General features: G+C 75.9%; 16 protein-coding genes and 1 tRNA gene. 4 read left to right on the top strand and 13 right to left on the bottom strand.

Annotation, left to right across the window (positions count from 1 at the left end; genetic code table 11):
• Positions 1-211: 211 nt before the first annotated feature.
• Positions 212-904: a TetR/AcrR family transcriptional regulator gene (locus BM165_RS25135; protein WP_075012779.1), complete on the top strand. Its 693-nt coding sequence runs from the start codon at positions 212-214 to the stop codon at positions 902-904.
• Between the two features lie 30 nt (positions 905-934).
• Here BM165_RS25135 and BM165_RS06775 read toward each other — a convergent pair whose 3' ends face one another.
• From BM165_RS06775 to BM165_RS06765, 3 genes are all read right to left on the bottom strand, one after another.
• Positions 935-1531, bottom strand: coding sequence for a TetR-like C-terminal domain-containing protein (locus BM165_RS06775; RefSeq protein WP_075012778.1), 597 nt, complete (start codon positions 1529-1531; stop codon positions 935-937).
• Between the two features lie 136 nt (positions 1532-1667).
• Positions 1668-2000, bottom strand: coding sequence for a hypothetical protein (locus BM165_RS06770; RefSeq protein WP_075012777.1), 333 nt, complete (start codon positions 1998-2000; stop codon positions 1668-1670).
• A gap of 100 nt (positions 2001-2100) precedes the next feature.
• Positions 2101-2991: a 1,4-dihydroxy-2-naphthoyl-CoA synthase gene (locus tag BM165_RS06765; RefSeq protein WP_075012776.1), complete on the bottom strand. Its 891-nt coding sequence runs from the start codon at positions 2989-2991 to the stop codon at positions 2101-2103.
• A 69-nt stretch (positions 2992-3060) separates the two neighbouring features.
• Between BM165_RS06765 and BM165_RS06760 the strand changes: the two genes are divergently transcribed.
• The gene (locus tag BM165_RS06760) at positions 3061-3885 is read left to right on the top strand and encodes an endonuclease/exonuclease/phosphatase family protein (RefSeq protein ID WP_244274096.1); all 825 of its coding nucleotides are present in this window, start codon (positions 3061-3063) and stop codon (positions 3883-3885) included.
• On the opposite strand, the gene BM165_RS06755 is transcribed toward BM165_RS06760, so the two are convergent.
• Positions 3882-4373, bottom strand: a complete 492-nt coding sequence (locus BM165_RS06755) for an NUDIX domain-containing protein (RefSeq protein ID WP_177225130.1) — start codon at positions 4371-4373, stop codon at positions 3882-3884. The two genes, BM165_RS06760 and BM165_RS06755, sit on opposite strands and share 4 nt — an antisense overlap.
• Positions 4374-4420: 47 nt before the next feature.
• The gene (locus BM165_RS06750) at positions 4421-4966 is read right to left on the bottom strand and encodes a DinB family protein (protein WP_208976673.1); all 546 of its coding nucleotides are present in this window, start codon (positions 4964-4966) and stop codon (positions 4421-4423) included.
• Positions 4967-5048: 82 nt separating this feature from the next.
• Between BM165_RS06750 and BM165_RS06745 the strand changes: the two genes are divergently transcribed.
• Positions 5049-6170: an NAD(P)/FAD-dependent oxidoreductase gene (locus BM165_RS06745; RefSeq protein ID WP_075012775.1), complete on the top strand. Its 1122-nt coding sequence runs from the start codon at positions 5049-5051 to the stop codon at positions 6168-6170.
• 69 nt (positions 6171-6239) lie between these two features.
• Here BM165_RS06745 and BM165_RS06740 read toward each other — a convergent pair whose 3' ends face one another.
• Both BM165_RS06740 and BM165_RS06735 read right to left on the bottom strand, forming a co-directional pair.
• Entirely contained in the window at positions 6240-7280 is a 1041-nt protein-coding gene (locus BM165_RS06740; protein ID WP_244274095.1) for a GGDEF domain-containing protein, read from the bottom strand.
• Between the two features lie 344 nt (positions 7281-7624).
• Positions 7625-7711, bottom strand: a tRNA-Ser gene (locus BM165_RS06735).
• A 166-nt stretch (positions 7712-7877) separates the two neighbouring features.
• Here BM165_RS06735 and BM165_RS06730 point away from each other — a divergent pair.
• Entirely contained in the window at positions 7878-9773 is a 1896-nt protein-coding gene (locus tag BM165_RS06730; RefSeq protein ID WP_244274094.1) for a helicase-related protein, read from the top strand.
• Positions 9774-9805: 32 nt separating this feature from the next.
• Here the strand turns inward: BM165_RS06730 and BM165_RS06725 are convergent, their stop codons facing one another.
• The 6 genes from BM165_RS06725 to BM165_RS06700 form a co-directional block, all read right to left on the bottom strand.
• Complete coding sequence (locus BM165_RS06725; protein WP_083427132.1) at positions 9806-10558, bottom strand: MIP/aquaporin family protein; 753 nt, start codon at positions 10556-10558, stop codon at positions 9806-9808.
• A gap of 97 nt (positions 10559-10655) precedes the next feature.
• Positions 10656-11765, bottom strand: a complete 1110-nt coding sequence (locus BM165_RS06720) for an ABC transporter ATP-binding protein (RefSeq protein WP_075012774.1) — start codon at positions 11763-11765, stop codon at positions 10656-10658.
• Positions 11762-12778 (bottom strand): ABC transporter ATP-binding protein, encoded by a 1017-nt coding sequence (locus BM165_RS06715; protein ID WP_075012773.1) that lies wholly within the window; start codon positions 12776-12778, stop codon positions 11762-11764. Before BM165_RS06715 ends, BM165_RS06720 begins: the two co-directional genes overlap by 4 nt.
• Positions 12775-13716 (bottom strand): ABC transporter permease, encoded by a 942-nt coding sequence (locus BM165_RS06710; protein WP_075012772.1) that lies wholly within the window; start codon positions 13714-13716, stop codon positions 12775-12777. The genes BM165_RS06715 and BM165_RS06710 overlap by 4 nt, the downstream gene beginning before the upstream one ends.
• 74 nt (positions 13717-13790) lie before the next feature.
• Entirely contained in the window at positions 13791-14732 is a 942-nt protein-coding gene (locus BM165_RS06705) for an ABC transporter permease (protein WP_075013059.1), read from the bottom strand.
• Positions 14729-16261, bottom strand: coding sequence for an ABC transporter substrate-binding protein (locus BM165_RS06700; RefSeq protein ID WP_075012771.1), 1533 nt, complete (start codon positions 16259-16261; stop codon positions 14729-14731). Before BM165_RS06700 ends, BM165_RS06705 begins: the two co-directional genes overlap by 4 nt.
• Positions 16262-16575: the final 314 nt, after the last annotated feature.

Here is a 16575-nt window from a genome sequence, read left to right as displayed (position 1 = left end):
CTCCGTGCGGGGTGGCCGCCCGGACGTGGGCGGCACCGGGTGCCGGCCCTCCGGACCGCGCGGGCGGCACGCGTGGGGCAGGATCGTCTGGTGCCCGTCGCCCGGCCCGCCGTCCCGTCGCCCGTCATCGCCCGCCGGCGACGGTCGTTCAACGGCTGAACCCGTTCCGCATCCTGCGCGTCTACGACACCCCGTTGTTAGCCTGCCAACCGTGAGTGAGCAGTCCCGTCGTGCGCAGAAGAAGGCCCTCACCCGCGCCCACATCCAGCGGACCGCTCGGCGCCTGTTCCGCGAGCGCGGCTTCGACGCCGTCACCATCGCCGACGTCGCCTCGGCTGCCGGCGTGGCCGTGCAGACGGTGTTCAACCACTTCCCGGCCAAGGAGGAGCTCTTCTGGTCCGACCGCTCGCGGTGGGTCGCCGGCCCCGCGGGGGCCGTCCGGGACCGGGCCCCCGGCGTCCCGGCGCTGAGGGCCCTGCGGGAGCACCTGGCCGAGGCGACGGCCCGCTTCGCCGAGGGGCTGGCCGGTGCCGAGGGGCGGGAGACGATCGAGGCGCTCGACCGCTCGCCGGCGCTGCGCGCGGCGGAGCGGGAGCTGCACCACCAGGCCGAGCTGCTGCTGCGCGCCGCCCTCGAGGAGGCCTGGACCGGCCCGGACGCCGAGCGGCCCGCGCCCGCCGACCCGCGGCTCACGGCCGGGATGGTGGCCGCCACCTGGCTGGCCACGACGCGGACCCTGGTGACGACGCTGCGCGACCCGCTGCCCGCGCCCGCGGACGTGCCCGCGCTGGCCGAGCGGACGCGCGCACTGACCACCGCGCTGCTCACCCGCCTGGAGGACCGCCTGGGCAGCGGCGGCGTGCTGCGAGACGACGGGAGCCCCGGCGTCCTGCGCGCCGTGTGAGCGCGCGGCGACGGGCCGGGGAGCCGCAGGTCAGCCGCGGGCGGGCTCCAGCGCGGGCGCGACGATCGGCAGCAGCACCTCGTCGACCACCTGCTCGACGTGCTCGGCCACCATCGCGCCGTCCCCGGCGACGGTGAGCCGCTGCCACCAGAACGCCTCGAGCACCGACCGCAGCAGCGCCAGCCGCTCGGCCGGCACCGGCTCGCCGTGCCGGGCCCAGCGCGCGCCCATGGTCTCGACGGCCGCGGTGAGCGGCTCGACGAGGGCGGCGTCGAGGCCGGCCCGCAGGTCCTCGTCGTGGCGGGCGGCGCCGACGAGGCTGGCCACCGCGCGTTCCTCGCGGGACAGCGGCCGGCGCCAGGAGGCGACCAGCGCGGTCAGGTCGGCGCGGGGCGAGCCCTCGTCGCCGGGCGCGGTCACCAGGCAGAAGCGGCTCACCGCCGAGCGGGCCAGCGCCGACATCGAGGGCCAGCGCCGGTAGATCCCGGCCTTGCCCGCCCGCGCCCGGGCCGCGACGCGGTCGCTGTTGAGCCGACCCCAGCCCTCCTCGGCGAGGATGTCGACGGCGACCGCGACCAGCTGTTCGGACAGCTCGGCGCTCAGCGGGCGCCCGGGCGTGCCGCTCACGGGCAGATCCGTTCGCGCGTCATCAGGTTGTGCACGGCCTCATCCTGACCTGTCGATGGAGTGACCACAACGACCAGGGGCACCCAACTCCGCGGCGGACGCCGGAAAATCGGTTTCGAGGGTCTCCCCGGGCGTGTCAGGCGCCGGCGGCGCTCTCGACGTGCACGCGCAGGGTGGCGCCGTCCTCGCTGACCCAGCCGCGGTCGCGGGCGGTCTCGACCATCCGGTCCCAGCGCTGCGCCCAGTCGGCAACGTCGGCGTCCGGCTCCGCGGCGGCCCGCAGCGCGGCGGCGTCCAGGGAGCCGGTGTCGGCGTCCTCCATGCGGCCCAGACCGGCGTCGCGCAGCGCGCGGTCGGCCTCCTCGTCGGTGACCTGGCCCAGCGCCAGGCGCAGTGTGCTCAGGTCGTCGGTGTCGACGACCCGCGCCTCGGGGCGCTCGTCCGCGCCCCCCACGATCTCCACGATCACGTCATCATCCTCCCTGCACCGGCGCTCCCGGGCGACCCGGCCGGCCGCCTCGCAGGGGCCCTCCGCCTGAGCTCGCGAGGCGTGGGGGCGAGGTGGTCCTTCACACGTGCCAGGGGAAGCGCGAGAAGTCCGGGTCGCGCTTCTCCAGGAAGGCGTCGCGGCCCTCGACGGCCTCCTCGGCCGCGTAGGCCAGCCGGGTCGTCTCCCCGGCGAACAGCTGCTGACCGACCAGGCCGTCGTCGATCAGGTTGAACGAGTACTTGAGCATGCGCTGCGCGGTCGGGCTCTTGGCCACGATCCGCCGTCCCCAGTCCAGGGCCGTCGCCTCGAGCCCGGCGTGCGGCACGACGCGGTTGACCATCCCCATGCGGTACGCGTCCTCGGCGGAGTACTCCTCGCCGAGGAAGAAGACCTCCCGCGCGAACTTCTGCCCCACCTGGCGGGCCAGGTAGGCCGAGCCGAAGCCGCCGTCGAAGCTGCCGACGTCGGCGTCGGTCTGCTTGAAGCGCGCGTGCTCGGCGCTGGCCAGGGTCAGGTCGGACACCACGTGCAGGCTGTGCCCGCCGCCGGCCGCCCACCCGGGGACGACGCAGACGACGACCTTCGGCATGAACCGGATCAGCCGCTGCGCCTCCAGCACGTGCAGCCGGCCGCTGCTGCGCCCCCGGTCGTGCTCGTACCCGTACCTCCCGCGCACCCGCTGGTCGCCGCCCGAGCAGAACGCCCAGCCGCCGTCCCTCGGGCTCGGCCCGTTGCCGGTGAGCAGCACGCAGCCGACGTCGGTGGACAGCCGGGCGTGGTCGAGCACCGCGATGAGCTCGTCGACGGTCTGCGGCCGGAACGCGTTGCGCACCTCGGGCCGGTCGAAGGCGATCCGCACGACGCCGCCGTCGACGGCGCGGTGGTAGGTGAGGTCCTGCAGGTCGAACCCGTCGACCGGCTGCCACGACGCGGCGTCGAAGATCTCCGAGACGTCGTCGCGGGCGCTCATGCCTGCGAACCTAGTGCCGCTGCCGGGCACCGGCAGCGCCGGTCGCCGGGTGCGGTTAGCGTCGGCCGCGTGCCCGACGGCGCCGCCCTGCGCGTGGGCACCCTGAACCTCGCCTCCGGCCGCGGCCCGGGCGGGCGGCCGCTGACCGCGGAGCAGCTCGCCGCCGCCGTCGCCGGCCTCGACGCCGACGTGCTGGCCCTGCAGGAGGTCGACGCCGGGCAGCCGCGCTCGGGCGGCACCGACCAGGCCGCCGTGGTCGCCCGGGCGCTGGGCGCCCTGGACTGGCGGGCCGCCGCGACGCTCACCGGCACGCCGAGCCCGTTCCGCGGCACCTGGACCGCCGCGGACCCCGAGGCCCTGCGCGGGCCCGGCAGCACCGTGCCGGCGCCGGCCTACGGCGTCGCGCTGCTGTCCCGCCGCCCGGTGCGCGGCTGGGCGGTGCTGGGCCTGGGCACCGGCCGCGCGCGCCTGCCCGTCCGGGCACCGGACCCCGCCACCGGCCGACTGCGCACCTGGTGGGTCCCCGACGAGCCGCGCATCGCCGTCGCCGCCTGCCTCGACGGGGTCACCGTGGTCGGCACCCACCTGTCGTTCTCGCCGCCGACGGCCGTCCGGCAGCTGCGGCGGCTGCGGAGGTGGGCGGCGTCGCTGCCGGGACCGGTCGTGCTGGCCGGCGACCTCAACCTGCCCGGCGGCGTGCCGGCGCGGCTGCTCGGCGCCACCCGGCTGGTGCAGGAGCCGAGCTTCCCCGCGCACGCGCCGCGGCTGCAGCTCGACCACCTGCTCGCGCTCGGCGCCGGGGTGACCGGCGGGGACGCCGCCGTCGAGATGCTGCCGGTCGGTGACCACCGCGCGCTGGTGGTGACGGTGACGGTGGGCCGGGGTCGTGGCTAGGCAGCGGTCCCGTCGAGCAGCAGGGGGCGCAGCCGGTCCATCGAGCCCGCGAGGCCCGGGTGCAGCGTCACCTGGTGCAGCGCGGCCAGCGCCACCCAGGCGACGCCGGTGCTCTCGCCGTCCAGGCGCAGCCGGGACGGGTCGAGGTCGGCCACCGGGCGCGCCAGCACGGTGGTGTAGGCCCAGCCGCCGTGGTCGTCGACCGAGCGGGCGCCGAGCACGAGGTCGGCGGCCGGCAGCCCGAGCTCCTCCTCGACCTCGCGCAGCGCGCCCTGCTCCGGCGTCTCGCCCAGGTGCAGCGCGCCGCCGGGTGTCCCCCAGGTGCCGCCGTGGTGGGACCACAGCGCGCGGTGCTGCAGCAGCAGTTCCGGGCCGTCGCCGCCGTCGCGGTGCACCAGCAGGCCGGCCGCCCCGGCGCGGCCCCAGTGACGGTGGCCGAGGGAGCAGGTGGTCCAGCCGTCGGTCGGCGTCAGCCCGCTGGTCCCCACGCCCCCATTCCACCGCACGGGCGGGTCCGCCGCCGCCGGCCCGGGACTCAGTCCCAGCTCGGGGCGGCGATGCCCTGCGCCTCGGCCTCCAGCTGCCAGGCGCCCTTGCCGTCGATCGACTCGCGGATGACGTCGGCGTGCCCGGCGTGGCGGGCCTGCTCCTCGATCTGGTGCAGGACCATCCAGCGGACGGTCGGCACCGTGCCGGGCGGCATCCACCGGGTGACGGCATCGGCGAGCGGCACCACCCGGTCGAGGTCGCGCTCGGCACGCACCACCTCCTCGGTCTCGCGCGCCACGTCGGCCCAGCGGTCGAGCAGCACCGGGACGGTCTCGGCGGCGGTGACGGTGAACCCGGCCATCCAGTCGGCCTGCGGGTCGCCGTCGGCCACCGGCCGGCCGCCCACCCGGCCGGCCATGTTCGCCCGCTCGCCCTGCGCCAGGTGCTTGACCAGCGCCGACAGCGACAGCTCGCTCGCGCTGGGCGTGGCCCGGGCCTGCTCCTCGGGAAGGCCGAGGAGGGCGTTGCGGACGGCGGTGCGCTGGTCGGCGAGCATCCGCAGGAGGACCTCGCGCTCGTCGGGTGCGCTCACGCAGGCCATCCTGCGCCGGAGGCGTGCGCCCGGGACAGCCCCCGGCTGGCCGCGGGCCGCGGCGCTGCCTAGCGTCGCCGTCGTGGAGCGCTGGGACGTCGTCGTGGCCGGGGGCGGACCGGCCGGGGCGGCCGCGGCGCTGTCGGCCCTGGACACCGGCGCCTCGGTGCTGGTCCTGGACCGGGCCGACTTCCCCCGGGACAAGGTCTGCGGCGACGGCATCGCCCCGGAGGCCCTCGACGTGCTGGCCGGGCTGGGGGTCGACGTCGCCGCGCTGACCGCCGGGTACGCGCCCGCGCCGCGGCTGTCGCTGCGCTCGCCCGGCGGTGCGGTGGTCGAGCGCGCCACGCACCGGCCGTCGTCGGTGGTGCCGCGCGAGGTGTTCGACGCGCGCCTGCTGACCGCCGCCCTCGACCGGGGTGCGGTGTTCCGGCGGCACGCGGTGCGCACGGTGCGGCCCGGGCCGGACGGGGTCGACGTCGACGGCGCCCTGACGGCCGGCGTGCTGGTGGGCGCCGACGGGGCGGAGTCGGTCGTCCGCCGGGCGCTGGGCCTGCCGCGCAACCGCGACGACCGGATGGCCGTGGCGCTGCGGGGCTACGCCCCCGAGCTGCCCGGGCAGGGCGGCACGCAGGTGCTGGTCACCACCGACCAGCGGTGGCCGGCCTACGCGTGGTCCTTCCCGCTCGGCGACGGGCGGGCCAACGTCGGCTACGGGGAGCTGGTGTCCGGCGGCGCCAACCGCGCGGCGCTGGTCGAGGGGCTGCAGCGCCTGCTGCCGGGGGTGCGACCGGAGGGCCTGCGGGCGCACCGGCTTCCGCTGTCGACCGGCCGGCCGCGCCAGCCCGACGGGCGGGTGCTGCTCGCGGGGGACGCCGCGTCGCTGGTCAACCCGATGACCGGCGAGGGCATCTTCTACGCGGTGCTGTCCGGGGCTCTGGCCGGGCGGGCCGCGGCGGCGGGGGCCGCCGCGGGGGCGGCGCACCGGCGGGCGCTGCGGCGCCGGCTGGGGCCGCACCACCGGTCGGCGTCGGCGGCGTCGGCGATCAGCCGGTGGCCGGTCGTCATGGACGCGGCGTTCCGCGCGGCCGCGGCCGACCAGCGGGTCTTCGACGACGTCGTGGCGCTGGGACTGGCCGACGGCAGGCTCACCGCCCGCACGCTCGCGGCAGCGGCCCGCCACCTGCGGCCCGGACCTCCCTAGCGCTGGCACGGCCCCGCTGCAGGGTCCCGCCGCGAGCCCGCGAGCGGTGGGGGGCAGCGGGGTCCTTCCTCAGACGGGGGCGACCTCGACGCGGCCGCGGCCGCCCCGCTTGGCGCGGTACAGGGCCTGGTCGGCGGCGGCGTAGAACGCGCGCCGGTCGAGCGCGCCGTCGCGGCAGTGCGCCACCCCGACGCTCACCGACATGGCCAGCAGGGTGCCGTCGGGCAGCGCCAGCGGCGTCGACAGCACCGTCTCGAGCACCGACTCGGCGCGGGCGACGGCGACCTCGGCGGTGCAGCCGGGCAGCAGCACGGCCAGCTCGTCGCCGCCGAGCCGGGAGAGGACGGCGTCCCCGCTGCGGATCTGCCGCCGGATGATGCCGGCGAGGTGCACCAGGGCGTCGTCGCCGACCGGGTGGCCGTGGACGTCGTTGATCTGCTTGAACGAGTCGACGTCGAGGAGCAGCAGCGCCGTCCCGTCGTCGCCGGCGGGGCCGGTGAGCGCGCCGGCGAGGGCGTCGTCGAGGACGCGGCGGTTGACCAGGCCGGTGAGGGTGTCCACGGTGGCCTGCTGCTCCAGCGCCCGGACCAGCCGCTCCTGCACCGACCCCGCGCGCGCCAGCATGAAGGCCGCCACGGTCAGGACCGTCGCGGTGAGCAGCACGTCGGAGACCGCGACCTCCCACGGCAGCAGCTGCGGCACCACGAGGGCGTTGCCCAGCACGGCCACCGTCGTGACGACGACGACGGCGGTGCGGCGCAGGTGCGAGGCCGCCCAGAGGACGGGGAAGGAGAGGAAGGCCTGGGCGCCGACCGAGGCGTCCTGCGTGAGGAGGTTCATCCCGGCGGCCAGCAGCACGCCCACGACACCGACCGCCGGGAACACCCCGGCGCGGTCGAGCCGCCCGGGGTCGCCGGACCGGATGGCGACCGCCACGGCGACGAGGAAGGCGATGGCGCCCCAGGTGACGACGACGGTGAGGGTGGTCGCCGCGTTGGCACCGAAGGTGCTCACGATCGCGAGGACGAGGGCGGAGACGCTGATCATCAGCACCAGCGACCGCGCAGCCGCGCGGGGCTGGCGGGCTCGGAGTCCCCGGGGAACGGCCACGCCACATCTTCGGCCGAAACGGGCATTGCCCTGAGCCACTGCCCTCCCTGGGGGTGAGGTCAGGTCGGCGTGTCGGTCGCGACGCGCCGGGGCGGGACGCCGAGTTCGCCCAGGACCGCGACGTCGAGGGACCCGGGACCGCCGTGGGCGCCCCGGGGCGGCGTCGAGGTCGCAGGCGCAGGCCTCACGTCCGCGCGACCCGGGGAACGCGCCAGCACGCACCCGGTGGGCGGTGACGCGTCGGGTCCCGGGCGGGGCAGTGCCGCCGGCCGAGCAGCGGCGCAGGACGACCGACGAGCGGCCGGCCTCGACATCGACGACATCGACGGGACCGCAGTCCTGCGCGGAGGGCGTGGGATTCGAACCCACGATGGGTGTGACCCCATAGCGGTTTTCAAGACCGCCGCCATCGGCCTCTAGGCGAGCCCTCCCGGTGGTGCGCGGCCCATGCTACGAGGGCGCACGCCCCGAGGGAGGCGGCCGACGCCGGGCGCCCCGGCACCGGACCCGGTCGCCGCGCCGCTCGGCTGACGGGGGGCTGTGCCCGGGATCTCGTCCCGGCGGCGGGCATGATCCGGGCGACGGCGCCGTTGCACCGTGGTCACGCCGCGCGCCCGCGCGCTCACCCCCGATCCCGACCGAGGACACCTCCTGCCCGACACCCGTCTCCCCCAGCCCGCCCCCCGCCGCCGCGTGCGCCGGCCCGCCGACGAGCGCGCCGCCGACCGCCGGCCGGCCGACTCCCCCGCCGGCCGGGAGGCCGACCGCGCTGCCGAGCGCGAGGCCGCCCTCGCCGAGCGCCGCGCCCAGCAGGAGTGGGTCGAGGGCGCGGCACCGGAGCTCCCCGTCCGCGCGACCCCGCCGCAGCGGGTCGTCTTCCACCTCGGCCCGACCAACTCGGGCAAGACCTACGAGTCGCTGCAGGCGCTGGCCGCCACCGGCTCGGGCGTCTACGCCGCGCCACTGCGCCAGCTCGCCCACGAGGCCTACGCCAAGCTGGCCGCACAGCTCCCCGAGGGCACCGTGGGCCTGTCCACCGGCGAGGAGGAGATCGACCCCTCCGCACCGATCCTCTGCTGCACCGTCGAGAAGGCGCCGATGCGCGGCGAGCTGCTCGTCCTCGACGAGTCGCACTGGGTCGCCGACCCCGAGCGCGGGCACTCCTGGGCGCGGCTGCTGCTCACCGGCGAGTACCGCGAGATGCACCTGGTCTCCGCCGCCGAGGCGCACCCCCTGCTGGCGCCGCTGGTCGCCGACGCCGGGTCCGTCGACGTCGTGCACCACCAGCGGTTGTCCCGGCTCGACGTCCTGCGCGCGCCGGTCCGCACCCCCGGTGTGCGCCCGCAGACCCTCGTCGTCGCCTTCTCCCGCAAGACCGTCTACGCCGTCGCCGCCGAGCTCGACCGCCACCGGCCCGGCCGGGTCGGCGTCCTCTACGGCGCGCTCCCGCCGGCCACCCGGCGCGAGGTCATCGAGCGCTTCACCACCGGTGAGGTCGACGTGCTGGTCACCACCGACGTCATCGGGCACGGCATCAACGTCCCGGCGACCACGGTGCTGTTCGCCGAGACCACGAAGTTCGACGGCGTCGAGCTGCGGCCGCTGCGCAGCTGGGAGGCCGCGCAGATCGCCGGGCGGGCCGGCCGCTACGGGCTGACCGGGCACGGCACGGTCGGCGTCCTGGCCGGGGTGCCGGGCCTCAAGCCGTCGACGGCGCTGGTGGGGCTCGGTGCGGAGGTCGCCCGCGGCGACCGGGCCAGCGACCTGCCCGGACGGCGGCCCCGGCTGCGCCCGGAGCTCGAGGACCTCGGCGCCGCGACGCCGGCGGACCTGCCCGAGGCGCTGGTCCGCTGGCAGGCCTGGGCCCGCGCGGCCACCCGCGACTCGGCGATGACCCCCGACGACGTGAGCGGCCTCGTCCTGCGGGTGCAGGCGCTGCTGCCGATGCTGCGCGGCCCGCTGGGCGCGGCCGGCGACCTGCACACGGTCTGGCGGCTGGTGAGCCTCCCGGTCGACTACAACCCGCCGCGGCGCACCCGCTGGCTGGTGCTGGCCCGGGCCGCCCTGCGGCACGCCGTCGGCCTGCCCGTCCCCCAGGAGCTCCTGCTGCCCGACGTGCCGGTCGGCGGCGCGGTCGAGGACTTCGAGCAGTCCGCCGCGGCTGCCCGCGACGCCCAGACCCTGCTCCGCCAGTTCCCCGGCGTCGCCGGCCTCGAGCCCGACGACGCGGCCTGGGTCGAGGAGGAGTGCGCCGAGGCGATCAGCGAGCTGCTGCCCGACGCGATCGCCGTCAGCCGCTCGAGCGCCTGCGTCGAGTGCGGCACCGCGATCGCCCCGTGGTTCACCACCTGCCGGCCGTGCAGCGGGCCGCGCGGCCGGGGTCCCGGCCGGGACGGCGACCGCGACTCCGGGCGCGACCACGGTCCCGGACGCCGGGGGCCGCGCCCGGGCTCCCGGCAGGGCCGGCGTCCCTCCCGCAGCGGCCGCGGCTGACCCGCCGGCCCGGGCGGGGAGCGCCGGGCGGCTCAGGCCTCCGGCGGCTCGCCCCGTGACAGCAGCCGGTCGTAGACCAGCGCGGCGAGGACGCCGCCGACGACCGGCGCCAGGAGGTACACCCACAGCGACGTGAGCTGCCCGGCCAGCAGGTTGGGGCCGAGGGCGCGCGCGGGGTTCACCGCTCCGCCGGTCAGCCCGCCGACGGCGAAGATCGCGGCCGCCAGCGCGAAGCCGACGGCGACCGGCGCGATCGCCGACTCGGCGCGGTCGTCGGTGGCGACGGACACCACGACCAGCACCAGCACGAACGTCACCAGCGCCTCGGCCAGGAACGCCTGGCCGGCGGAGACGCCCTCCTGCGGCGTGGTGGCGCCGAGCAGCCCCTCCTCCCGGCCCGCGCTGCCGTACACGGCCCACGTGGCCGCCGCGCCGGCGAGGCCACCGGCCAACTGGGCGACGACGTAGATCCCGGCGGCCGGCCACGGGAAGCGCCGGGTCGCGGCCAGCCCGATCGTCACCGCGGGGTTGAGGTGGCAGCCCGAGACGTGGCCGAGGGCGGCGGCGAGGGCCACCAGCGTGAGCCCGAAGGCCAGCACCACGCCGACCAGGTCGAACAGGCTGTTGCCGGTGGCCGGCCCGGCGACCACGGTGCTCGTCCCGACGAACACCAGGATCGCCGTCCCGATGAGCTCGGTGAGCGCCGCGCGCCCCACGCGGTCCCCGATCCTGCTGCCGTAGAGGCCGGTGGCCCCGACCTCCCGGGTGGTCCTGCTCGACGCCATCGTGCTCCCCGTTCCCGACGGCGCCCCGGCGCCGTCTGCCGAGGCCGCCGTTGCCCGCTCCGGCGGACCAGCAAACGGACGGTCGGGTATCGGCTGGTCAGGCCACCGGGCGGGCGGCGGGGTCTCCGGCGTCGACGGGAGAGTCGGGCTGCTCCCGCCGCACCGGCTCCCCCACCACGCCGTGCAGGTGGCAGGCGGCCACGTGGCCCGGCGCCGAGCCGACCGGCTGGAGCGCGGGGTCGACGTCGGGGCAGGGCTCGAAGACGTCGGGGCAGCGGGTGCGGAACCGGCAGCCGCTGGGCACCCGCGACGGTGAGGGGACGTCACCGCGTAGCACGATCCGCTGCCGCGAGCGCTCGAGCTCGGGGTGCGGCACCGGCACCGCCGACAGCAGCGCCCGCGTGTAGGGCATCTGCGGCCCGGCCGCGACGGCGGCCGCGGGACCCACCTCGACGACCCGGCCGAGGTACATCACGGCGATCCGGTCCGCGATGTGCCGGACCGCCGAGAGGTCGTGCGAGATGAACAGCAGGGTGAGCCCGAGCTGCCGCTGCAGCCGGCGCAGCAGGTTGAGCACCTGCGCCTGGATGCTGACGTCGAGCGAGGCGATCGCCTCGTCGCACACCAGGAAGTCCGGCTCGCCGGCCAGCGCGCGGGCGATGCCGACCCGCTGACGCTGTCCCCCGGAGAACTCGTGCGGGTAGCGGGTGGCCACGGCCGGGTCGAGCCCGACCAGCTGCAGCAGCTCCTGCACGCGGGCGGCCCTCGCCTGCCGTCCCGGGTGCAGGCCGTGCACCTCCAGCGGCTCGGACACCGTCTGGGCGACCGTGCGCCGGGGGTCGAGGGAGGCGAACGGGTCCTGGAACACCATCCCGGCCCGCCGGCGCAGCTCGCGCAGCTGCTTGCGCCCGAGCGCGGTGACGTCGATGCCGTCGAATGTCACCGTGCCGCCGGTCGGGGGGACCAGCCGCAGCAGGGCGTTGCCGAGCGTGGACTTCCCGCACCCGGACTCCCCCACCAGGCCCAGCGTCTCGCCGCGGTACACGTCGAGGTCGACGCCGTCGACGGCACGCAGCACGCCGGTGGTGCGCCGCAGCGGCCCGCCCGAGCGGACCGGGAAGTGCACCTCCAGCCCGCGGGCCGAGACCAGGACCTCGCCGTGCGCTGCAGCGGCCGCGCCGCCCTTGCCGAGCGAGACCGTGCTCACCGTGCACCGCCCTCCCCGCACCAGGTCGCCGCACGGTGCGGCAGCCCCTTCGTCACGCCGGCCCCCACCACCTGCAACGGCGGCTGCTCGGTCTCGCACCGGGCGTCGCCCCGCACCGGGCAGCGCGGCCAGAACACGCAGCCGGTGGGCAGGTCCGTCGGCGCCGGGGGCGTCCCGGGGATCGTCGCCAGCTCGCCCTCGTCGGCCGTGGCGAGGTCGGGCAGCGCGCCGAGCAGGCCGCGGGTGTAGGGGTGCGCCGGCCGCTCGAGGACGTCGTCGACCGTGCCGTCCTCCACACAGCGGCCGCCGTACATCACCAGCACCCGGTCGGCGATGCCGGCCACGACGCCGAGGTCATGGGTGATCCAGATGACCCCGGTGCCGTGGTCGGTCCGCAGCTTCTCCACCAGGTCGAGGATCTGCGCCTGGACCGTGACGTCGAGCGCCGTGGTCGCCTCGTCGGCGATGAGCAGCGAGGGGCTGTTGCTCAGCGCGATCGCGATGACCACCCGCTGACGCATGCCGCCCGACAGCTCGTGCGGATAGCGGTCGAGCGCACGCTCGGGGTCGGGCAGGCCCACCTCGGTGAGCAGCCCGGCCGCGCGTTCCCGCGCCTCGGCCTTGGAGACCTCACCGTGGGCGCGGATGCCCTCGACCAGCTGCCGGCCGATGGTGAGCACCGGGTTGAGCGAGGTCATCGGGTCCTGGAAGACCATCCCGACGCCGGGGCCGCGCACCTGGCGCAGCCGCTCCGGCGACATGCCCAGCAGGTCCTCCCCGTCCAGTCGCGCCGCGCCGGTCACCGTCGCCACGCGCGCGGGCAGCAGCCCCAGCAGCGCCAGCACGGACACGCTCTTGCCGCTGCCGGACTCCCCGACCACCGCCACCGTCTCGCCGCGCCGGACGCTGTAGCTCAGCCCGTTGACCACCGAGGCCGGCCCGCGCGGGGTGCGCAGCCGCACCCGCAGGTCCTCCACCTCCAGCAGCGGCTCCCCGGCCGCCGTCGCGGTCACCGTCCGCCCCCGGCCATGAGGGTGCGCTGCCGCGGGTCGAGGACGTCGCGCAGCCCGTCGCCCAGGAGGTTGAAGCAGAGCACGGTCAGGAAGATCGCCATCCCCGGGAAGAAGGCCAGCCACCACGCGATGTCGATGAACCCGCGGCCCTCGGCGAGCATCAGCCCCCAGGACGGGTTCGGCGGCTGGGTGCCCAGCCCGAGGAACGACAGCGCCGCCTCGGCGAGCACGGCGAACGCCAGGCTGATCGAGGTCTGCACGATGATCGGCGGGGCCGCGTTGGGCAGCACGTGCCGGGTGAGCAGCCGGAGGTCCGAGGCCCCCACCGACCGCGAGGCCCGCACGTAGACCTCCTCCCGGACGCCGAGCACGCTGGCCCGGGTGACCCGCGCGAAGACCGGGATGTAGACGATCCCGATGGCCAGGGCGGTGTTCCCCGCTCCGGGCCCGCGGACGGCGAGCACCGCGATCGCCAGCAACACCGCGGGGAAGGCGAAGAGGATGTCCATGAACCGCATGAGGACGTCGTCCACCCAGCGGCCGTAGAAGCCGGCCAGCAGCCCGATGAGGGCTCCGACGACCAGGGCGAAGGCGACCGCGAGGAACCCCACGCGCAGCGAGACGCCCGCCCCCAGGATGACCCGGCTCAGGATGTCGCGGCCGAGGTCGTCGGTGCCGAACGGGTGCTCCCAGCTCGGGGCCTGCAGCCGGTCCTCGACCGAGATCTCGTTGGGGCCGGCCGGCGCGAGGGTCTCGTCGAAGACCGCCATCAGCACGATGAGCAGCAGAACCGTGGCGGCGACGGCCGCCGTCGGGTTCCGGGCGAGGAGTCCGAGGGTCTCCCGCCACCGTGGCCGGGGCGGCCGCTGCGTGGACCGGACGCCGGCCTCGGTGGCGTCCGGGGACGGCGCGGTCTGCGGGACGGGCTGGCCGGTCATGGCAGCAGGGCTCGGCTGTGGGTCATGGCAGCAGGACTCGGCTGTGGGTCATGGCAGCAGGGCTCGGCTGTGGGTCACCGGCGGATCCTCGGGTCGATGGCGGTGTAGAGGAGGTCCACCACCAGGTTGATGAGCAGGAAGACCACGGCGAACAACAGGATCGCCCCCTGGAGGACCGGGTAGTCGCGGGCCTGGACGGCCTGCAGGGCGAGCTGGCCGAGTCCTGGCCAGGAGAAGACGATCTCCACCACGACCACCCCGGACAACAAGTAGGCCAGCTGCACGCCGGTGACGGTCACCAGCGGCAGCAGCGCGTTGCGGAGCACGTGCCAGGTGAAGACCTGCCGCTGCGGCAGCCCCTTCGCCTGCGCCGTCCGGACGTGGTCGGCACCCAGCGCCTCAAGCACGCTGGAGCGCACGAACCGGGTGATCACCGAGCCGGAGACCACGCCGGTGACCACCGCCGGCAGCAGCAGCCGCTGGGCCCAGGCACCCGGGTCCTCGGTCAGCGGGACGTAGCCACCCGACGGCAGCCAGCCCAGGGTCCCGGCGAAGACCAGGATGAGCACGATCGCCATCCAGAACTCCGGCACCGAGATGCCGATCTGGCTGAGGACCGTGGCCACCCGATCGACGAAGGACCGGGGGCGCAACGCCGAGATCGTCCCGAGCGGCACGGCGATCAGCAGCGCCACCAGGATCGACGCGAACGCCAGGGTCAGCGTCGCCGGGAGCCGCTCGGCGATGAGGGAGGTGACCGTCTCGCCGCTGCGGAAGCTCACCCCCAGGTCGCCGCCGAGGGCCCGGCCGAACCACCCGAAGAACTGCTCCACCAGAGGCTGGTCCAACCCGGAGCGCGCCCGGAGCGCGTCGTAGGTCGCCTGGTCGAACCGGGTGCCCAGGGCGAGCCGGATCGGGTCGCCCGGGACGAGGTGCACCAGGGCGAACACGATGACGCTGACCCCCGCCAGCACCACCACCGACTGGCCGGTGCGGCGGAGGAGGTACCCGCTCAGGGCAGCTCCACGGTCTCGAAGTTGATCGCCTTGTCCGCCCGGATCTGGTACCCGGACAGGCCGGGCGCCCACGCCTGCACGACGTCGGGGTTGTAGAGGTACAGGTAGGAGACGTCGTCCACGATGAGCTGCGCGGCCTGGTCGTAGGCCTGCTTGCGGGCCTCCTCGTCGGTCTCGCTGGCCCCCTGCTGGAGCAGCTGGTCGACCTGCGGGTTGCTGTACTTCTGGTAGTTGTTCGGCCCGTTCGTCTGGTGCTGCTCCTGGTAGTAGGCAGCCGGGTCGAGGTTGCCGAGCCAGCCGAGCATGAAGGCGTCGAAGTCGCCCTGACCCTGCCGGTCCAGCCACGTCGCGAAGTCGAGCGTCTCGATGGACACCTCGATGCCGATCTCGCCGAGCTGGCTGGCAATCACCTGTGCGGCGGTGACCGTCTCCGGGAACTCGTCGGTGACCATCAGCCCCATCCTCAGCGGGGTCTGCACGCCGGCCTGCTGCAGCAGCTGGCGGGCCTGCTCGGGGTCACGCTCGAACGGGGCGTAGTCGTTGTGGAAGAAGCTGTCCTCGGGGATCGCGGTCTGGTTGGGCTGCGCCGCTCCGAACCACGCCGCCTCGGCGACGGCCTCGCGGTCGATGGCGAAGGAGATCGCGCGCCGCACGTCGCGGTTGTCGAACGGCGGACGGGCGTAGTTCATCGACATGTACCAGTAGTCGACGCTCGGGGTCGTCTGGAGCTCGAGCGTGTCGTCGCCCTGCAGGGACTCGATCTGCTGCGGCGGGATGTTGTCGGTCCACTGCACCTCGCCGTTCTGCAGCGCGGTGAGCGCCGCGGCCGGCTCGGTGATGTAGCGGAACTCGACCCCGCCGATGCTCGGCGTGCCGCCCCAGTAGTCCTCGTAGGCCGTCAGCACGGTGCTGCTCGCGTCGGAGCTCTCCAGCTGGAAGGGCCCGGTACCGACCGCCTCGGTGGTGAGGTCGACCTGGTCGGCGGCGCCCTCGGGCAGGATCGCCATCCCCTTGAACGAGCCGATCCGCTCGAGCAGGTTCGGGGTCGGCTGGGTGAGGGTGATGACGACGGACCGCGGCCCGTCGGCCGCCACCGACGCGACGTTCTGGAACCGGAAGGCGTTGCTGAGTTCCTCGTCGATGATCCGGTTGTACGAGTAGACGACGTCGGCGGAGTCGAACTCGCTGCCGTCGTGGAAGGTGACGCCCTCCCGCAGCGTGAACGTCCAGGTGAGTCCGTCCTCGCTGGTCTCCCACGACTCGGCCAGGCTCGGCTGCATCGTGAGGTCCTCGGCGTTGGGGACCACGAGGGTGTCGTACACGTTCTCGAGGACCTGGAAGCTCGGGTAGGCGGTCGTCACGTGCGGGTCGAACTGGTCGGGCTCGGCGCTCACGGCCGCGACCAGCGTGCCGCCCTCACCTCCGCCCCCTCCCCCGCCGCCGGTGTCGACGCTCTCCCCTCCGCCACCGCAGGCGGAGAGGACCAGGGCCGCCGAGGCGGTGAGGGGCAGGAGCCGGTTCGTGCGCACGGGTACCTCCGTGGTCGGCGGCGTCGTCCACCTCCGACCCTGGCCCGGTGGTCCCGTCCCCGCAGTTCGAGGCCGAGATCGTTACGTTTCCTCGACCTGCCCGTCCTCCCCCCGCCGGCGCGGCCCGTCGAGGTCGCCCCGCAGCCGGCAGCCGGCCGGCCCCCGGGTGCGGGAACGGCTCGGCGGACCAATTCCCCGGCCGTCCGGCGGCGGCGCCGGGCGCCCCCGGAAAGGGGACGGCGGCCATTTCCCGGCCCACGCGCCGACCGGTCCCGATATGCTCGCCGGGCGCCATTCCGGAGCGGTCCGCGCTC

Source organism: Geodermatophilus obscurus (assembly GCF_900115395.1).
GTDB lineage: Bacteria > Actinomycetota > Actinomycetes > Mycobacteriales > Geodermatophilaceae > Geodermatophilus > Geodermatophilus obscurus_B.
This window is presented reverse-complemented; position numbering and strand designations above follow the sequence as displayed.